At 67.3% G+C, this 15,424-nt stretch carries 19 protein-coding genes; 10 read left to right on the forward strand and 9 right to left on the reverse strand.

Going from position 1 to position 15,424, the window contains the following annotated elements:
- Nucleotides 1-41 precede the first annotated feature (41 nt).
- Together PSR88_RS10595 and purU are read left to right on the forward strand one after the other, a co-directional pair.
- Complete coding sequence (locus tag PSR88_RS10595) at nt 42-875, forward strand: class I SAM-dependent methyltransferase (protein ID WP_009474773.1); 834 nt, start codon at nt 42-44, stop codon at nt 873-875.
- A gap of 13 nt (nt 876-888) precedes the next feature.
- Nucleotides 889-1,773 (forward strand): formyltetrahydrofolate deformylase, encoded by an 885-nt coding sequence (gene purU, locus PSR88_RS10600; RefSeq protein WP_007301369.1) that lies wholly within the window; start codon nt 889-891, stop codon nt 1,771-1,773.
- Nucleotides 1,774-1,786: 13 nt separating this feature from the next.
- Here the strand turns inward: purU and PSR88_RS10605 are convergent, their stop codons facing one another.
- Entirely contained in the window at nt 1,787-2,458 is a 672-nt protein-coding gene (locus tag PSR88_RS10605; RefSeq protein WP_016882742.1) for a GntR family transcriptional regulator, read from the reverse strand.
- Nucleotides 2,459-2,651: 193 nt separating this feature from the next.
- Between PSR88_RS10605 and PSR88_RS10610 the strand changes: the two genes are divergently transcribed.
- Genes PSR88_RS10610 through PSR88_RS10620 form a run of 3 tightly spaced genes read left to right on the forward strand, consistent with a single transcriptional unit; the run spans nt 2,652 to nt 5,555 of the window.
- The gene (locus tag PSR88_RS10610) at nt 2,652-3,404 is read left to right on the forward strand and encodes an HpcH/HpaI aldolase family protein (RefSeq protein WP_016882741.1); all 753 of its coding nucleotides are present in this window, start codon (nt 2,652-2,654) and stop codon (nt 3,402-3,404) included.
- The gene (locus PSR88_RS10615) at nt 3,401-4,753 is read left to right on the forward strand and encodes an MFS transporter (protein ID WP_009474777.1); all 1,353 of its coding nucleotides are present in this window, start codon (nt 3,401-3,403) and stop codon (nt 4,751-4,753) included. Before PSR88_RS10610 ends, PSR88_RS10615 begins: the two co-directional genes overlap by 4 nt.
- 1 nt (nt 4,754) lies before the next feature.
- Complete coding sequence (locus PSR88_RS10620; RefSeq protein WP_016882740.1) at nt 4,755-5,555, forward strand: carbon-nitrogen hydrolase family protein; 801 nt, start codon at nt 4,755-4,757, stop codon at nt 5,553-5,555.
- 70 nt (nt 5,556-5,625) lie between these two features.
- On the opposite strand, the gene PSR88_RS10625 is transcribed toward PSR88_RS10620, so the two are convergent.
- From PSR88_RS10625 to PSR88_RS10650, 6 genes are all read right to left on the reverse strand, one after another.
- Nucleotides 5,626-6,657: an alpha/beta fold hydrolase gene (locus PSR88_RS10625; RefSeq protein WP_016882739.1), complete on the reverse strand. Its 1,032-nt coding sequence runs from the start codon at nt 6,655-6,657 to the stop codon at nt 5,626-5,628.
- 17 nt (nt 6,658-6,674) lie between these two features.
- Nucleotides 6,675-7,445: a MerR family transcriptional regulator gene (locus tag PSR88_RS10630; RefSeq protein WP_016882738.1), complete on the reverse strand. Its 771-nt coding sequence runs from the start codon at nt 7,443-7,445 to the stop codon at nt 6,675-6,677.
- 212 nt (nt 7,446-7,657) lie between these two features.
- The gene (locus PSR88_RS10635; RefSeq protein WP_005251878.1) at nt 7,658-7,951 is read right to left on the reverse strand and encodes a DUF2516 family protein; all 294 of its coding nucleotides are present in this window, start codon (nt 7,949-7,951) and stop codon (nt 7,658-7,660) included.
- Nucleotides 7,952-8,023: 72 nt separating this feature from the next.
- On the reverse strand, nt 8,024-8,854 hold the full coding sequence (gene tadA / locus PSR88_RS10640) for a major lipid droplet protein TadA (RefSeq protein WP_005261062.1): 831 nt from the start codon (nt 8,852-8,854) through the stop codon (nt 8,024-8,026).
- Nucleotides 8,847-9,353 carry a helix-turn-helix domain-containing protein gene (locus PSR88_RS10645; protein WP_005261063.1) on the reverse strand — a complete coding sequence of 169 codons (507 nt, stop codon included), beginning with the start codon at nt 9,351-9,353 and terminating at the stop codon, nt 8,847-8,849. The genes tadA and PSR88_RS10645 overlap by 8 nt, the downstream gene beginning before the upstream one ends.
- Before the next feature lie 103 nt (nt 9,354-9,456).
- Complete coding sequence (locus PSR88_RS10650) at nt 9,457-10,728, reverse strand: DUF445 domain-containing protein (protein WP_009474781.1); 1,272 nt, start codon at nt 10,726-10,728, stop codon at nt 9,457-9,459.
- Between the two features lie 190 nt (nt 10,729-10,918).
- Here PSR88_RS10650 and PSR88_RS10655 point away from each other — a divergent pair, with 190 nt between their 5' ends.
- Complete coding sequence (locus tag PSR88_RS10655) at nt 10,919-11,614, forward strand: TetR/AcrR family transcriptional regulator (protein WP_011594936.1); 696 nt, start codon at nt 10,919-10,921, stop codon at nt 11,612-11,614.
- A gap of 48 nt (nt 11,615-11,662) precedes the next feature.
- Nucleotides 11,663-11,968 (forward strand): DUF4873 domain-containing protein, encoded by a 306-nt coding sequence (locus PSR88_RS10660; protein ID WP_009474783.1) that lies wholly within the window; start codon nt 11,663-11,665, stop codon nt 11,966-11,968.
- Here PSR88_RS10660 and PSR88_RS10665 read toward each other — a convergent pair.
- Entirely contained in the window at nt 11,955-13,430 is a 1,476-nt protein-coding gene (locus tag PSR88_RS10665; protein ID WP_016882736.1) for a flavin-containing monooxygenase, read from the reverse strand. The two genes, PSR88_RS10660 and PSR88_RS10665, sit on opposite strands and share 14 nt — an antisense overlap.
- A gap of 35 nt (nt 13,431-13,465) precedes the next feature.
- Here PSR88_RS10665 and PSR88_RS10670 point away from each other — a divergent pair, with 35 nt between their 5' ends.
- Nucleotides 13,466-14,326, forward strand: a complete 861-nt coding sequence (locus PSR88_RS10670) for a polyphosphate kinase 2 family protein (RefSeq protein WP_016882735.1) — start codon at nt 13,466-13,468, stop codon at nt 14,324-14,326.
- A gap of 20 nt (nt 14,327-14,346) precedes the next feature.
- Here PSR88_RS10670 and PSR88_RS10675 read toward each other — a convergent pair whose 3' ends face one another.
- Nucleotides 14,347-14,577: a hypothetical protein gene (locus tag PSR88_RS10675; protein ID WP_016882734.1), complete on the reverse strand. Its 231-nt coding sequence runs from the start codon at nt 14,575-14,577 to the stop codon at nt 14,347-14,349.
- Nucleotides 14,578-14,673: 96 nt separating this feature from the next.
- On the opposite strand from PSR88_RS10675, the gene PSR88_RS10680 reads away from it, so the two are divergent.
- Both PSR88_RS10680 and PSR88_RS10685 read left to right on the forward strand, forming a co-directional pair.
- The gene (locus PSR88_RS10680; protein WP_009474787.1) at nt 14,674-15,231 is read left to right on the forward strand and encodes a DUF2231 domain-containing protein; all 558 of its coding nucleotides are present in this window, start codon (nt 14,674-14,676) and stop codon (nt 15,229-15,231) included.
- A gap of 16 nt (nt 15,232-15,247) precedes the next feature.
- Complete coding sequence (locus tag PSR88_RS10685) at nt 15,248-15,403, forward strand: DUF6131 family protein (RefSeq protein WP_005251863.1); 156 nt, start codon at nt 15,248-15,250, stop codon at nt 15,401-15,403.
- Nucleotides 15,404-15,424 lie beyond the last annotated feature (21 nt).

Below are 15,424 nucleotides of genomic sequence, written 5' to 3' on the forward strand. Positions count from 1 at the left end.
CAATGGCTTCCAGGGCTTGCGGCACGGCCTAGCATCGCCGTATGAGTGATCCGGGATCGATCTTCGACGAGGCGCGGCTGGAGTTCGACCGGCTGACGACGGCCGTGTGGACGCCGGCCGGGCAGTCACTCGCCTTCCAGCTCGGGCTGCGTCCCGGCGACGCCGTCCTCGACGTGTGCTGCGGCGCAGGGTCTTCGGCGCTCCCCGCAGCCACCGCCGTGGGTCCGTCGGGCCTCGTCCACGGCGTCGACCTGGCCGACGAACTGCTCGAGCAGGGGCGGGTGAAGGCGTCGGAGCGCGGATTGCAGAACATCGAGTTCGTCTGCGCGGACGCCACCACCTGGGAGCCGCCGAGCACCGTCCCGGAGGCGGGTTACGACGCGCTCGCCTGCTCGTACGGCGTGTTCTTCCTGCCCCACATGGATGCCGCGTTCACCCGGCTCGCCGGCCTCGTCCGGCCGGGCGGCAAGGTCGGGATCACGGTGTGGCGGCGGGGCGCGTTGCGCGACTTCGCGAGCGCGTTCCAGGACGCCGTGGCCCGGCACCGGGAACCCGAGCCCGAACCGGCCGGGTCGCCGTTCGATCCACTCGAACGCATCGACACCCCGGACGCGCTCCACCAGTGGCTGGGCGAGCTGGGCGCGCACTCGACCGAGGTCCGGGAGCTGTCCAACATCATTCCCGCCACCCCCGAGTTCGCCTGGGACCTCGTCCTGGGTGGGAACTTCCGTCGCGCGCTCGCCCCGTTCGATGCCGGGACGGTCGAGCAGATTCGTCTCGATCTCCTGCAGCTGCTCACCGAACGCGCGATTCACGACATCGACGCCGGCACCCTCGTCGGCACCGCCGTGGTGAACGGCCGGAGCCCGACCTGAAAGACTGTTGCCCATGAGCGCTGCTTCGACCGAGGACCACCGGTACGTTCTTTCTCTCGGCTGCCCCGACCGCACCGGCATCGTCGCCCGGATCTCGACGTTCCTCGCCGAGGTCGGCGGCTGGATCGTCGAGGCGGCGTACCACGCCGACGCCGACACCGGCTGGTTCTTCACCCGGCAGGCTGTGCGCGCATCCTCGGTCGACATGTCGATCGAGGAACTCCGGGAGCGCTTCGCGGCCGTCGCCGCCGAACTCGGCCCCGAGACCGAATGGACCGTGTCCGACACCGGTGAGCGCAAGCGGGTGGTGCTGTTGGTGAGCAAGGAGGCGCACTGCCTCCACGACCTGCTCGGGCGCGCGGCCGGAGGCGAGTTGCCCGCCGACATCTGTGCAGTGATCGGCAACCACCGCGACCTGGAAACCGTCACCAGGCAGCACGGCATCGACTTCCATCACGTCCCGTTCCCGAAGGATCCCGCCGAACGCGGACCCGCGTTCGAGCAGGTGCGTGAACTGGTCGACGCCCACGACCCCGATGCCGTCGTGCTGGCGCGTTTCATGCAGGTGCTGCCCTCGGCACTGTGCGAGCACTGGGCCGGCCGGGCGATCAACATCCACCACAGCTTCCTGCCGTCCTTCGTCGGCGCCCGCCCGTACCACCAGGCATTCGCCCGCGGTGTGAAGCTGATCGGCGCCACCTGCCACTATGTGACGGCCGAACTCGACGCGGGCCCCATCATCGAGCAGGACGTGATCCGCGTCGACCACGCCGACGAGGTCGCGGACATGGTCCGGCAGGGTCGCGACATCGAAAAGCTCGTGCTGTCCCGCGGTCTGCGCTGGCATCTCGAGGACCGCGTCCTCGTCCACGGCCGTAAGACGGTGGTGTTCAGCTAGATTCGTCGTCCCGCTACTGGGACGGCAGCAACGCCAGCACCTCCGGGACTGGCCGCAGGTGGGCGGTGAGAATCTCCAGCGCCTGGTCGGCGTCGACGGCGTCGAGTGCGGCGACGAGCGCCCGGTGCTGCGCGTTGATGGTGTCGAGCCGCTGGGGTCCGACGTTCAGCGCGCGGACGGCGACGCGTTGCTGCCGCGACCGCAGCGAATCGTAGAGTTCGGTGAGCACCGAGTTCTGCGCTGCGCTGACCATGGCCAGGTGGAATTCGCGGTCGAGGCCGGACACCGCGAACCAGTCCTGTTCGCGGCCCGCGGCTTCCATCGGCTCGATCAGATCGACCATGTGCGCGGGTGCGCCGACTCCCCGCGCGCACAGGGTGGACACCGCATGGCCTTCGATCAGCAGCCGGGTCTGGTAGACCTCTTCGAGTTCGCGACCGGTGACCGTGCGCACCTGTGCACCTTTGCGCGGAAGCAGCGTGATGAACCGTTCGGCGGCGAGCCGGTGAAACGCTTCTCGCACCGGGGTGCGTGAGACTCCCATCGTCCCGGAGACCCAGAGCTCGTCGAGGAATCGGCCGCCTTCGATGGACCCGCGGATGATCTCGTCCCGCAGCCAGACGTAGACCCGATCTCGTGCCGGTCCGGATTCACCGGCGGGCCCGGCGAGCGTCGATGCCGACATCTCGATCCCTTCGTCGAACGGTCCATCGGATTGACGGACTCGTAACAAATTGATCATACAAGCTATGGACACACCAAGTATTCTCTGTGTATACATGACATATACAGAGCGGATGTGGGAGCGGTCACAGCGCGGTGACCGCCGAGAGCCACCCGCTTCCGGCAAGTGACCCCCGAAAAAGGAGACCACCAGCATGTACAGCACCCCCGCCGATCGGCGTTACGCGATCTGGCTGTCCGACCCGAGCTTCGCCGCAGCGGAGATCGCGCGCGGCATCGGCTACGGCGCCGTGGTCCTCGACATCGAGCACGGATCCTTCGACCTCGCAGATCTCGAACGGTTCATCCCGTTCCTGCGCAGCCTCGGCATGGAGGTCCTGGCCAAGGTGCTCGGACCCGAACGCGGGCCCATCCAGCAGGCGCTGGACTTCGGCGCGACGGCTGTCGTCATCCCCCACATCGAGAATGCCGCTCACGCAAAGGAAGTCACGGCATTCGCGAAATTCCCGCCACTCGGCGACCGGAGTTTCGCGGGCGGCCGCACCACCAACTACGGCGGTTTCACCGACGAGTGGGTCACGGAGCAGGACACGTTCACCCGGTGCTACCCGATGATCGAGGACGCCGGAGCGATCGAGAACATCGCCGAGATGCTGGCACTCGACACCGTCGACGGCGTGTTCGTCGGACCGTCCGACCTCTCCCTCCGCCGCGAACGCGGGGCATACTCACGCGAAGAGGGTGACTTCACCGACCTCGCCGCGGTGGCCACGGCCGCCGCCGAGGCGGGCAAGCCCTGGGTGCTCCCGGCATGGAGCGTCGAAGAGAAGGAGTTCGCGGTGCAGCACGGGGCCGACCAGATGGCGCTGATCATGCAGCACGGCGCACTCGCCGCAGGATTTGCGGCACCGTTCGAGCAGATCAAGCAGATCAGGGAGTCACGATGACGACCCAGACGTCGGGACCGGTATCCCCCGACAGCGCAGAAGCGGCGGCCCACCCCAAGGTGGGCCGTGCCCGGTGGACCATCGCCGGCGTTCTCGGCGTCGGAATGTTCGTCAACTACATCGACCGCGTCAACCTCTCGATCGCCGCCCCGGAGATCATGCGCGACTTCGAGATCAGTGCGTCGCAGATGGGCATGGTGTCCTCGGCATTCCTCTGGACGTACGCGATGCTCCAGATGCCGATCGGATCGTTCATCGACAAGATCGGCGTCCGGTGGGTCAACCGGGCGGCGGCGTTCCTGTGGGCGGTCGCCTCGTTCGCGTCCGCCGCCGCGGGTGGTCTCGGCATGCTGCTCGTCGCCCGTCTGGTCCTCGGCGTCGGCGAGGCGCCGACCGTGCCCGCGGGCTGGAAGGCCATCGGTCAGTGGTTCCCCCGGCAGGAGCGTGGCACCGCCACGGCCATCTTCGACGGGTGCGCGAAGATCTCCAACGTGATCGGCATCCCGATCATGGCATTCCTCGTCACCACGTTCAGCTGGCACGCGGCGTTCATCTTCACCGGCATCCTGTCCGTCGGTTACCTGGCCGTGTGGTGGCTGCTCTACCTCACCCCGAAACAGGCCCTAGCCAAGGGCCGCCTCAGCCAGGCGGAGTTCGACTTCATCCGGGCCGGCGGCGCGGAGGACGAAGACGCCGAGACGGCCGGGTCGCTCAACGGACTGGGTTACCTGCTGCGCCGGCGCAAGACATGGGGCCTGGCGCTCGGCTACGCGTCGTACACCTACGCCTATTACGTCCTGCTCACCTGGCTGCCGGCCTATCTGGAGAAGCAGTTCGGGGTGAACCTGCTCAAGGGCGGCATCTACACGATGATTCCGTGGCTCGTCGCCGTCATCGCGCAGTTCCTCATCGCGGGCATCCTGATGGACCGATGGCTGGCTCGGACCGGCGACGTCACCAAGGTACGCCGAACCGTGCTGGTGGTCAGCCTGCTCGCGTCCCTCGCGGTGACGGGCGCAGCGTACGCGGGATCGATCGCCGTCGCGCTGATCTTCCTGTCGATCGGCGCAGCCGGACTGGCCGTGTCCGTTCCCGCCGGTTCCAGCATCGTCGCCCTGATCGCCCCGCAGGGGTACACCGGATCGCTCGGCGGAATAGTCAACTTCGTCGCCAATCTCCTCGGGATCGCGGCGCCCATCGTGACCGGCATGGTGGTCGACTCCACGGGCTCGTTCGCGGGGGCCTTCCTCGCGACCGGAGCGGTCTTGATCGGCGGAATCTTCTGTTACACCGTGGTGCTCGGCAAGATCGAACGGATGCCCGCACCCGTCACTTCGGAAAGGCACTGACATGGTCGACATCGCAATCGCACAATTCGCACCGGGTTCGGACAAGCAGGACAACCTCGGCCGGATCGCGAAGTTCGCCGAGGAGGCGGCGGCAGGCGGCGCCCGGGTACTTGCAGCACCCGAATACGCGATGTTCACGGTCCCGACGATGGACGAGCGGTTCGTGGACTCCGCGGAATCCCTCGACGGCGAGTTCGTCACCGGGCTCCGCGAGATCGCCGCCCGGCACCGGCTGACCCTCGTCGCGGGGATCAACGAAGCGATCCCGGGCGAGCGCCGCATCTTCAACACCCTCGTCGCGGTCGCCCCCGACGGCAGTATCGCCGCCGCGTATCGGAAGCTGCACCTGTACGACGCATTCGGTTACAAGGAGTCGGACTTCGTGCAGGCCGGCTCGATCGGCGAACCCGAGACGTTCACCGTCGACGGTGTCACCTTCGGCATGCAGACGTGTTACGACCTGCGGTTCCCGGAGGTCACCCGGCGCATCGTCGACACGGGCGCGGACGTCCTGGTCCTGCCCGCCGAGTGGGTGCCCGGCCCGCTCAAGGAAGACCACTGGACCACGCTCGTCCGCGCCCGGGCCATCGAGAACACCATCTACGTCGCCGCGGCCGATCAGAGCGCCCCGGCCGGTTCGGGTGCGTCGATGATCGTGGATCCCATGGGGGTGGTGATCGCGTCCCTCGGTGAACGGGTCGGGATCGCGATCGGCACCGTCTCCCCCGAGCGCATCGCAGAGGTCCGCGCCAAGAACCCGGCGCTGTCGCTGCGCCGCTTCGGTGTGGTCGCCAACCAGTAGATTGCGACGAATTGTTCAGGCTCACAGGCTATTGCGTGTGAGCCTGAACAATCCGTATGAAACTGTCGGATCAGAGATTGCGGAGCCGGACGATCTCCTTGTCGAACTCGTCGATGCTCTCGACGGAACTCATGTGGCCGACGCCGGGCAGGACGATGAGCCGCTCGAGGTGACCGGCCTCGTCCAGGACGCGAGCGAGCTTGCGGGCGTGGACCGGCGGGGTCAGTCGGTCCATGGAGCCGACGAGCACCGTGGTCGGGACGTCGAGGTTGTCGAGAGCCTCGTGGATGTCGAGGCCGCTGAGCGCGGCGCCCCAGCCGCCGCGGATGCGCGGCTTGCAGTCCCGGACGATGTTCTCGCAGAACTGGACTTCGGCGCGGGAGGCGTTCGGTGACATCGACACGTACTGGAGTGCGCGCGTCATCACCGGCGACGACACCAACGGAACCGGGGTGCTCAGGACGGCACGGCCGACTGGAACCGGCACGCGCGGAAAACGGTTCGGCAGCGGGATGACGGTGGTCTCGGCGATGAGCCGATCGCAGGCGGTGCTGGCGAGCAGAACTGCCGACGCGTACTTCTTCACCTCGTCGGGGTGCCGGCCTGCCCACGCCATGATGCTCATGCCACCCATGCTGTGACCGACGAGCACGGCCTTCTTGTCGTCACGCACCGTCGCCTTCAACACCTCCGACAGGTCGTCGGCGAGGACGTCCGGGCCGAGCGGGAGCGAGCCGACCGTGCTGCGGCCGTGCCCACGCTGGTCGTAGGTGATGACCCGGTACTCGTCCGCCAGCGCGTTCACCTGCGGGTACCAGTATTCGGTGGAACAGGTCCAGCCATGGCTCAGCACGATGGGATCGCCGTCCACCGGACCGTAGGCGCGGACGTACAGCGTCGCTCCGTCGTCGGTGAGGATCTCCGTCACGTCCGGGCGCAGGTTCGGGGTGCGCAGCAGCTCGTTCGGCGCGACCTCGGTCGACAACGTCAACCCGCGGGTGGCGCGCTTGTGGCGGATCGCCGTTGCCGCGGCGACGACGGCGCCCACTCCGGCTGCGCCGGCGAGTGCCCGGAAGGCGATGGTGCGCGAACTGCTGGTCATTCCTGCCCCTGTCCTGTCTAACTTGCTCTGTTGGTGTCTGTGCTCGTCGCCGGGCCCGGTGTCTCACCGAGTTGCCGGGCCGCCCGTTCGAGTGCCTTGGAGATCTGTTCCTCCATCGCCTCTTCGAACAGCGACTGGACGGCGTCGTGTGCGAGGGGACGCATCTGGTCGACGAGCCGCGCGATCTCCGAGACCTTCGCCTCGTCGAGTTCGAGCGGCTCGCCCTCGGCGGCGAGGTAGCGGTCCGCGACGACGGCGACGAACCGCGCGGCGACGTCCGAGAGGTCTCGTCGCACCGCCGCGGTCTGTTCGAGGACGGCCGCGAGCGGGATGCCGGCGTCGACGAGGACCTGCGCCGCCTCGACCAGTCGCGGATCGTTCACCGAGTAGTCGTCCCCGGCGGGAACGAGCACACCGAGTTCGGTGCCCTTGGCGATGTTGGCCTCGGTGGTCTGCGCACCGAACATGCGTTTCAGCTCGGCGATCGTGAGGCGGGCCGCTCGCCTGCGCTTCTTCCACCGGCTGCCCGGGTCGTCGGTCTCCAGAACGTCCTTGACCTGGAGTCCGTAGTGCGCAGCCGTGAGGAGTTCGCTGATGGTGGCGAACGTGTAGCCGCGATCGAGCATGCGCCCGATCAGGTGCAGGCGGGCGAGGTGCGATTCGTTGTACCACCCGGTGCGCCCCTGCTTCCGTGGCGGCGGGAGCAGTCCGCGGTCCTGGTAGACGCGCACGTTCCGCACGCTCACCCGCGCCTCGCGTGCGAGGTCGTCGATCCGGTATTCCTTCATCAGACGATGTGCGCCCGTCGGAGCAGCAGCCGGGACGGGCCGCCGACGAGTCCCGCGGCCGGGTGGGCATCGCTCGCTGAGTCACGTGTGTGGACGACGGACATGTCAGCTCCTCGGTAGCCGTGTAACCACAATAGCATTGTCACAATGCCCATTGTCATCGTTTGGCCGCGAGAGGTCCACGTCTTCACATACCCATGGGGTGGGAGCGGCTACCAGCGAGGCCCGCGCTGCACGTCGTCGACGCGCGGGCGTACGTCCACGAGATAAACGCACACCGCGACGACCGCGACGATGCCGAACAACTGGACGGCAGGGAACAGCAGGAGGACGAGGAATGCGACGGCGAGAATGCTCAGCCAGATCGGCTTGCTCAACTTGTCCACGGCGGTGAACGCGTCCTTGCGCTGGCGAGCCGCGTGGAACAGTGCGTAGGCAGCACCGCCCAGGGCGACGATACGAATCACCAACAAGATCACCGAGACGACGCCGTCAACTTGAATCACAGCCCCATCCTACGAGGTCGACACGCAAACGGCCCCCGCACCGAACGTGCGGGGGCCGAAAAGCGTGAAGGATCAAGCCTTCTTGGCCGGAGCAGCCTTCTTGGCCGGAGCGGCGGCCTTCTTGGCCGGGGCCGGGGCCGGGGTTGCCGCAGCCTTGGCCGGAGCAGCCTTCTTCGCGGGAGCGGCGTGCTTGGCCGGGGCAGCCTTGTCGGCGCGAGCCTGGACGTCGGCCGCGGTGGCGGTGACGCGATCGGCAGCGTCCTTCGACGCTTCCTCGGCCTGGTCGCCCAGGTCGAGAACCTTCAGGGCAGCCTCGTCGCCGGCGTCGGCGATGGCCTCGCCGAGTCCCTCGGCGGTGTCGGAGATGCGACCCGAAGCGCGGCCCGCGAGCTTTGCGGCCTGCTCGCCGACGGCGCGCGTCTGGCGTGCAACGGTGCCGAGAGCTTCCTCGGTCAGCTCGACGGCGTCACCGAAGGCGGTCTCGGCGCGGCCGATGCCCTCCTCGACGACCGGCTGCTTGCGGATGCGCTCGACGGTGTCCTCGCCGCGCTCGGCGAGCGACGTGTACAGGTCGGAGGCGACCTTCAGGTAGGCCTCGGCAACCTTGCGCAGCTCGTCGGCGGTGAACTTCTCACGCAGCTCGGCAAGCTCCTCGGGCAGCTCGGACGGCAGTCCGGCGAGGCGGTCGCGAAGGTTCTCGACACCCTCGGTGACCTCTTCCTGGAGTCCGGCGATGCGCTCCTTGGCGCCGCCGACACGCTCTTCGACGTCACCCTGGGTGGACTCGGCGCGCGAGCGGACCTGGGCGACGACGTCGGCCACGGCCTGCACGACGACGTCTCCGGCGCCTACGGCCGCGTACAGCGAGGTCTTGACGCTGTCGATGGTCTTCTGGTCAGTCATCGGCTTTCTCCTGTTCAACGGTGGGGGGTTCTGGTTCCGGCGTCTGGGAATCAGAACGCTGGTGTTCTTCTGTCCGAAGCTCGGACGTCCGGGATTCGGCCGCTTCCGCCGATTCGTTCTCACGACAGAACGACTCGTAGATCTCGAGCAGCACTTGCTTCTGCCGCTCGGTAATGGCCGTATCCGCGAGCAGAGCGTCACGGAGGGGACCGTGTGGCCGCTGCTCGAGGTAACCCGCCTGGACGTACAGGACCTCCGAAGACACCCGGAGACCCTTGGCTATCTGCCCAAGCACCTCGGCCGAGGGCTTGCGCAACCCACGCTCGATCTGACTCAGATACGGATTACTGACACCGGCCAGCTGCGCCAGCTGCCGCATCGACACCTGAGCTGCTTCGCGCTGGGCACGAATGAAACCTCCGATGTCGTGAGCGGCGTTGCTGACTACGCGAGCTGCCAGATCTCCTGCACCGGCTGCGTCGCGATCATCGCTTGCCATCAGTCCTCCGTGTTGCTGGGCAGAACCAAGCCTAAAGCAGGGTGCTAGCAATTGCAAGCACTCTGTTAGCACCCAGCTAGCGGACCCTCCGTCGAGGCGATTGTCAGCCGAACAGCAACGTCGAGAACGTGTAGATCAGCAGACCCGCGATCGACCCGACGACGGTGCCGTTGATGCGGATGAACTGGAGGTCCCGTCCCACCTGCAGCTCGATCTTCTTGGACGCCTCCTCGGCGTCCCAGCGCTCGACGGTGTCGGAGATGATCGCGGTGATCTCGTCGGTGTAATGGACCACGACGTAGCGCGTGCCGGCGAGCACCCACCCGTCGACCTTGACCCTCAGCTCGTGGTCGTCGCGCAGCCGCTCGCCGAAGCGCACGACGTTCTCCGCGACCTTCGTGCGCAGCGTGCTGTTCGGGTCGTCGACGGATTCCATGATCAGGCGCTTGGCGACCGTCCACGTCGCCGCGGCGAGACCGGTCACCTCCTCGCGCCCCATGATCTCGGCCTTGATCTTCTCGGCCTTCTCCATGGTCGCGGGGTCGTTCTGCAGGTCGTCGGCGAAGTCGACGAGGAAGCGGTTGGCCGCCTGCCGCACCTCGTGCTCCGGGTTGGATCGCACCTTCCAGGTGAATTCGACGAGCTCGCGGTGGATCTTCTCGCCGAGCATGGCGTCGACGAACTTGGGCGACCAGGCGGGCGAATCGCGGCTCACGATCCGGTCGATGGTCTCCTGACTCCCGAGCGCCCACTGGTGCGCCCGCTCGGCGAGCAGATCCAGGATCGGCAGCTGCCGGTTCTCGCGCAGGAGTTCGCCGAGCACACGCCCGATCGGCGGCCCCCACTGGGGCTCGGCCAGCCTGCGCACCAGCGTGCTGTCGATGATCTGCTGCACGTCCTCGTCGCGCAGGATCTCGACGAAGCCGCGCAGGATGGTGGCCGTCTCGGCAGCGACGCGCGCGGCGTGCTTGGGCTGCGCCATCCACCTGCCCAGCCGCAGCGGGATCTCCGCGGCCTCGACCTTGGCGGACACCACCTCGGGGGCGAGGAAGTTCTGGCCGACGAAGTTGCCGAGGCTCGCCCCCAGCTGGTCCTTCTTGCGCTTGATGATCGCGGTGTGCGGGATCGGCAACCCCAGCGGATGCCGGAACAGGGCCGTCACCGCGAACCAGTCGGCCAGCGCACCGACCATGCCTGCCTCCGACGCGGCCCGCACGTAGCCGACCCACGCCCCCGCGCCCCGCGATTCCTGCCACCTGCACACGAGGTAGACCACGGTGGCGAACACGAGGAAGCCCGTCGCGACAGCCTTCATCTTGCGGAGATCGCGGCGCTTCGCGTCGTCGTCGAAGGCGGAAAGGCTCAATTGGTCCACAGACGCCATTGTGCCCAAGGTCGGCACGGAGGCGGCAGCCCAGCCGCCGGAGCCGCGCCCGCACAGGCGGCGTTGTGCCGGGCGACAAGACCCGAGCACTAAGCTGACAGGAGATCGTGACACGAAACGGATGTGAAGAGAGTCAGTGGCGAACGACGGCGTGAAGGATCCTGAGCAGGTGACCGAGTCGATGACGAAGCTGGACAAGGCAGCAAAGCCCGATGGGCGCAAGCGCCGCTGGCGTGAGCACAAGATCGCACGCCGAGAAGAACTCGTCGACGGAACGATCGCCGCCATCCGCCTGCGTGGACGGGACATCGGCATGGACGAGATCGCCTCCGAGATCGGTGTCTCCAAGACGGTGCTGTACCGATATTTCGCGGACAAGAGCGATCTGACGAACGCGACCATGGCGCGCTACGTGGAAACCACGCTCGCCCCGCGGATCTACGAGGCGATCGGCGGAGACCTCGACGACTTCGAGCTCACCCGCGCCACCATCACGGCGTACGTCGAGACGGTGGCATCGGATCCCGACGTCTACCTGTACATCATGGCCAACGGCTCCGGCCCGGGCCGCGAAACGGTCGCGGACTCGGAACGGATGATCGCGGAGGTGCTCTCCACCGTTCTCGGCGAGCGGCTGCGGCAGATGGAGATGGACTCCGGCGGCGCCGTCCCCTGGGCGTACGGAATCGTCGGCGGTGTGCAGTTGGCGACGCACTGGTGGATCTCCAACCGGTCCATGTCGGTCGAGGATCTGATCAACTACCTGACGATGATGACTTGGGGTGGCGTCACCGGTATCGCCGCCGTCAACGGCTCGCCCGCGCGATTCAACGCGATCCCGCACCCGCTGCGCCCGCCTGCGGCCGAGGCCGACTAGCGCCGAACGTTTCTTGTGTAACTAGCAGTTACAGGTAAACTTGCCTGTGTGAACGAACACGAGGAAGAAGAGGGCTACCGCGGCCCCGCCGACGTCGTCGTCGGCGACCGTCCCGCCGTGACCGTGCAGGTCCAGTTGGCGGGAAACTTCGAACCCATCAGCGGTCGGTACGTCTGGCACGGCCGCGTCCGCACCCTGACCGACGTCCTCGGCGCCGATGCCGACCTGTCCGCGGGCACCGAGCTGCAGATCACGGGCCCGGATGGCACGGCCACCGCCCGGATCACCGGGGTGGACCTCTGGGGAAGCCATCTCGTCGACGGAGTGACGCCCCCGCCGTTCAGCCGGGTGTGAACTCGAAGTCCGCCGGTTCGACCGACCGCGTCCGTTGCCAGTAGCGCACGGTCGAACCCGGCCAGATAGTGCGGTTGACGCCGTGCGAGTCCAAGTACCAGCTCACGCACCCGCCGGTGGACCACACGCCCCTTGCCAGTTTCCGTTGGATGTCGGCGTTGAAGCCGCTCTGCACCGCGGGCCGGACGGCCGCGGAATCGGCGCCGCGCCGGTCGACGAGATCCATCAGTTCCAGTGCATAACGAATCTGCGACTCGATCATGAAGACCACCGAATTGTGACCGAGCCCGGTGTTGGGGCCGAAGAGGAAGAACGCGTTGGGGAAACCCGCGACGGTGATACCGAGGTGGGTGCGGATCCCGTGTTCCTCCCATTCGTCGGCGAGGCGCCGGCCCCCGACCCCGGTGAGCTCGACATTGTCGAAACCGTCGGTGACGTGGAATCCGGTGGCGTAGATGATCGCGTCCACCACCCGCTCCGCCCCGTCGCCCGCGACGATGCTGTGCGGGCGCACCTCCGCGATGCCCTCGGTGATCACGACCGTCTTCGGTGAGATCAGCGCCGGGTAGTACACGTCCGACCCCAGGATCCGCTTGCAACCGATGCGATAGGACGGGGTCAGCTTCCTGCGGAGTTCGGGGTCGGCGACGGTCCTGTTCAGGTTCTTGCGCGCCACGCTCTCGATCGGCCGCATCAGGCGGGAGTGCCCGTTGAACCCGAGCGCGAGCGATTCGTAGGTCCAGTAGACCGCGGCACGCACCATTCGACGGGCCAGCGGGACCCGGCCGAAGAGGCGCCGCGCCTCCGGCGGAATGCCGAAGTTCAGGCCGGGTATCACCCAGGGCGGCGTCCGCTGATACAGGTGCAGCTCGGCGACGTCGCCCACGATCTCGGGAACGAACTGGACGGCGCTGGCGCCCGTACCGATCACCGCGACTTTCTTGCCCCGCAGGTCGTAGCCGTGGTTCCACCGCGCCGAGTGGAACTCCGTTCCCTCGAAGGTGTCGGCGCCGGGCAGATCCGGGACGTTCGGGATGTGGAGGGCGCCGATCCCGGACACGACGAACTGGGCGACGTACTCGTCGCCCGACTCGGTGTGGACGTGCCACCGTCGCCGTTCGGCGTCCCAGTGCCCGCCCGTCATCGTGCGGCCGAAATGAATGTTGCGCCGCAGATCGTACTTGTCGGCCAGGCCGCGCAGATAGTCGAAGATCTCCTCCTGTCCCGACCACATCCGCGTCCAGTCCGGGTTCGGCTCGAACGAGAACGAGTACAGGTGCGAGGGCACGTCACACGCACAACCCGGGTACGTGTTCTCCCGCCAGGTGCCGCCGACCTCCCGCGCCTTCTCCAGCAGGATGAAGTCGTCGCGTCCCCGCTTGCGGAGTTGGATGGCCGTGCCCAGACCGGAAAATCCCGTCCCGATCACCAGGACACGACACCGGTGCACCTCGCCGCCCACGACTCCATGTAACGCTCCTGTGGCACTGTTTGTACATGGCAGACAAGGCACGCGGAGTGTGGAAGACGCCGGCGATCGAGGCCCTGCGATCGCGTCCGGGCCAGCGGATCGCCGAACTCGATTGTGGGAGCACACCCGGGTTCGTCGGCGACAAGTCGGACGGGGTCGCGCTGCTCGAGGAACGCGGTGCGGTGCTGTCGTCCCTCCAGGAGAAGCTCTACGCCAACGGACGATCCGGCGACGGCCGGTCGGTGCTCCTCGTGCTCCAGGGCATGGACACCGCGGGCAAAGGCGGGATGGTCCGTCACGTCATCGGGCACGTGGATCCGCAGGGCGTGGATCACGCGTCGTTCGGCGTGCCCACACCCGAGGAGAAGCGCCACCACTTCCTGTGGCGGATCGACAACGCCCTGCCCCGCGGCGGGCAACTCGGCGTGTTCGACCGGTCGCACTACGAGGACGTGCTGGTGGTCCGGGTTCACGATCTCGTGCCCGCGGAAATCTGGAGCGGCCGCTACGACGAGATCAACCAATTCGAAAAGGAACTCGTCGCCAGCGGCACGACGCTGGTGAAGGTCGCGATGTTCGTCTCACTCGACGAACAGAAGTCGCGGCTGCGCGAACGGTTGGAACGCCGGGACAAGTACTGGAAGTACAACCCCTCGGACGTCGACGAGCGCAAGCTCTGGCCCGCGTACCAGGACGCGTATCAGGCGATGCTCGACGAGACGTCGACCGATTACGCGCCGTGGTACGTGGTTCCCTGCGACCGCAAGTGGTACAGCCGCATCGCGGTCACCGAGCTGCTGATCGATGCCCTGGAGAAGCTGGACCTCGACTGGCCGCCCGCCACTTTCGACATCGACGCGGAGAAGCGGAGGCTCGCGGACTCCTGAGCCCTCCGGAAATGCCGCCGTCAGAAGAGGTGCGGCGTTTCGTGGTGCAGCCTGTGATCGTGACGCACGGCTCCTCCGTACAGCGCCATCGCTCCGGCCAGCGCGACGACGCACAGAGATCCGGAGATCACCGCCCAGCCGCCCTGCCCCGAGCCTGCGGCGACGAGGAACCCGCCGAGACAGACCACCGACAACAACACGAGAGCGAAGCTGACCCAAGCAGCGAAGAGATTGAGTTTCACGGCACTCACCTCACCTTCGAGAACGTGGTCCCGACGCTACGCCCGACCTGCATCGACGACAAGGCAGGCCGGTTTTCTTCGCGCCGCCCTGGGTAACCGGGAGTCATGAACCTCGAGAGCCTGTTCCGGAAGGCGGAATCCGCCGGGTTCCTCGACGGCGGCAGCCGGTTCCTGCAACAGCGGATCCAGGGGGCGCTCGGTTCGTCCGGCGCGGGTGCGGTGTTGCGCGGATCCTGGCTCGGGCACCCCGTGCATCCCGTTCTCGTCAGCCTCCCCATCGGTGCGTGGGTCGGCGCGACCGTCTTCGATCTGGCGTTCCGCGATCACGTCGGCGCACGCAGGCTGATCGGCCTGGGACTGCTCGCCACTCCCCCGACGTTGGTGACCGGCTGGGCGGACTGGTCCGAACGCGATACGCGTCAGCGCCGCGTCGGCCTGATCCACGCCGAGGCCAACGCCATCGGCATCACGGCCATGCTCGCGTCCTACCTTCGCCGCAGGCACGGAACGGACGCACGCGCTGTCGTCACGAGCACCGCGGGACTACTCGCGATCGGCGTCGGCGGCGCGCTCGGCGGGCATCTGACCTACGCAATGGGCGCAGGAGTCGACGGGGTGCGGGAGGGTCCGGGATCGGACGCTCCCCTCGCCCCGGTGGGATGAAGAATCGAGGAACGTCATGATCGTGCTCGGACTGATCTTGCTCCTGATCGGATGGCTCACCGGCCTCACCTGGCTGTGGACCATCGGCATCATCCTCCTGGTGATCGGCGCGATCCTGTGGATTCTCGGCGCCACCGGGCGTGCGGTCGGCGGCAGGCGGCGCTGGTATTAGAACGCAACACCGGCAGGCCTG

This window comes from Rhodococcus sp. DK176 (genome assembly GCF_038447315.2).
Taxonomy (GTDB): domain Bacteria; phylum Actinomycetota; class Actinomycetes; order Mycobacteriales; family Mycobacteriaceae; genus Rhodococcus_F; species Rhodococcus_F jostii_A.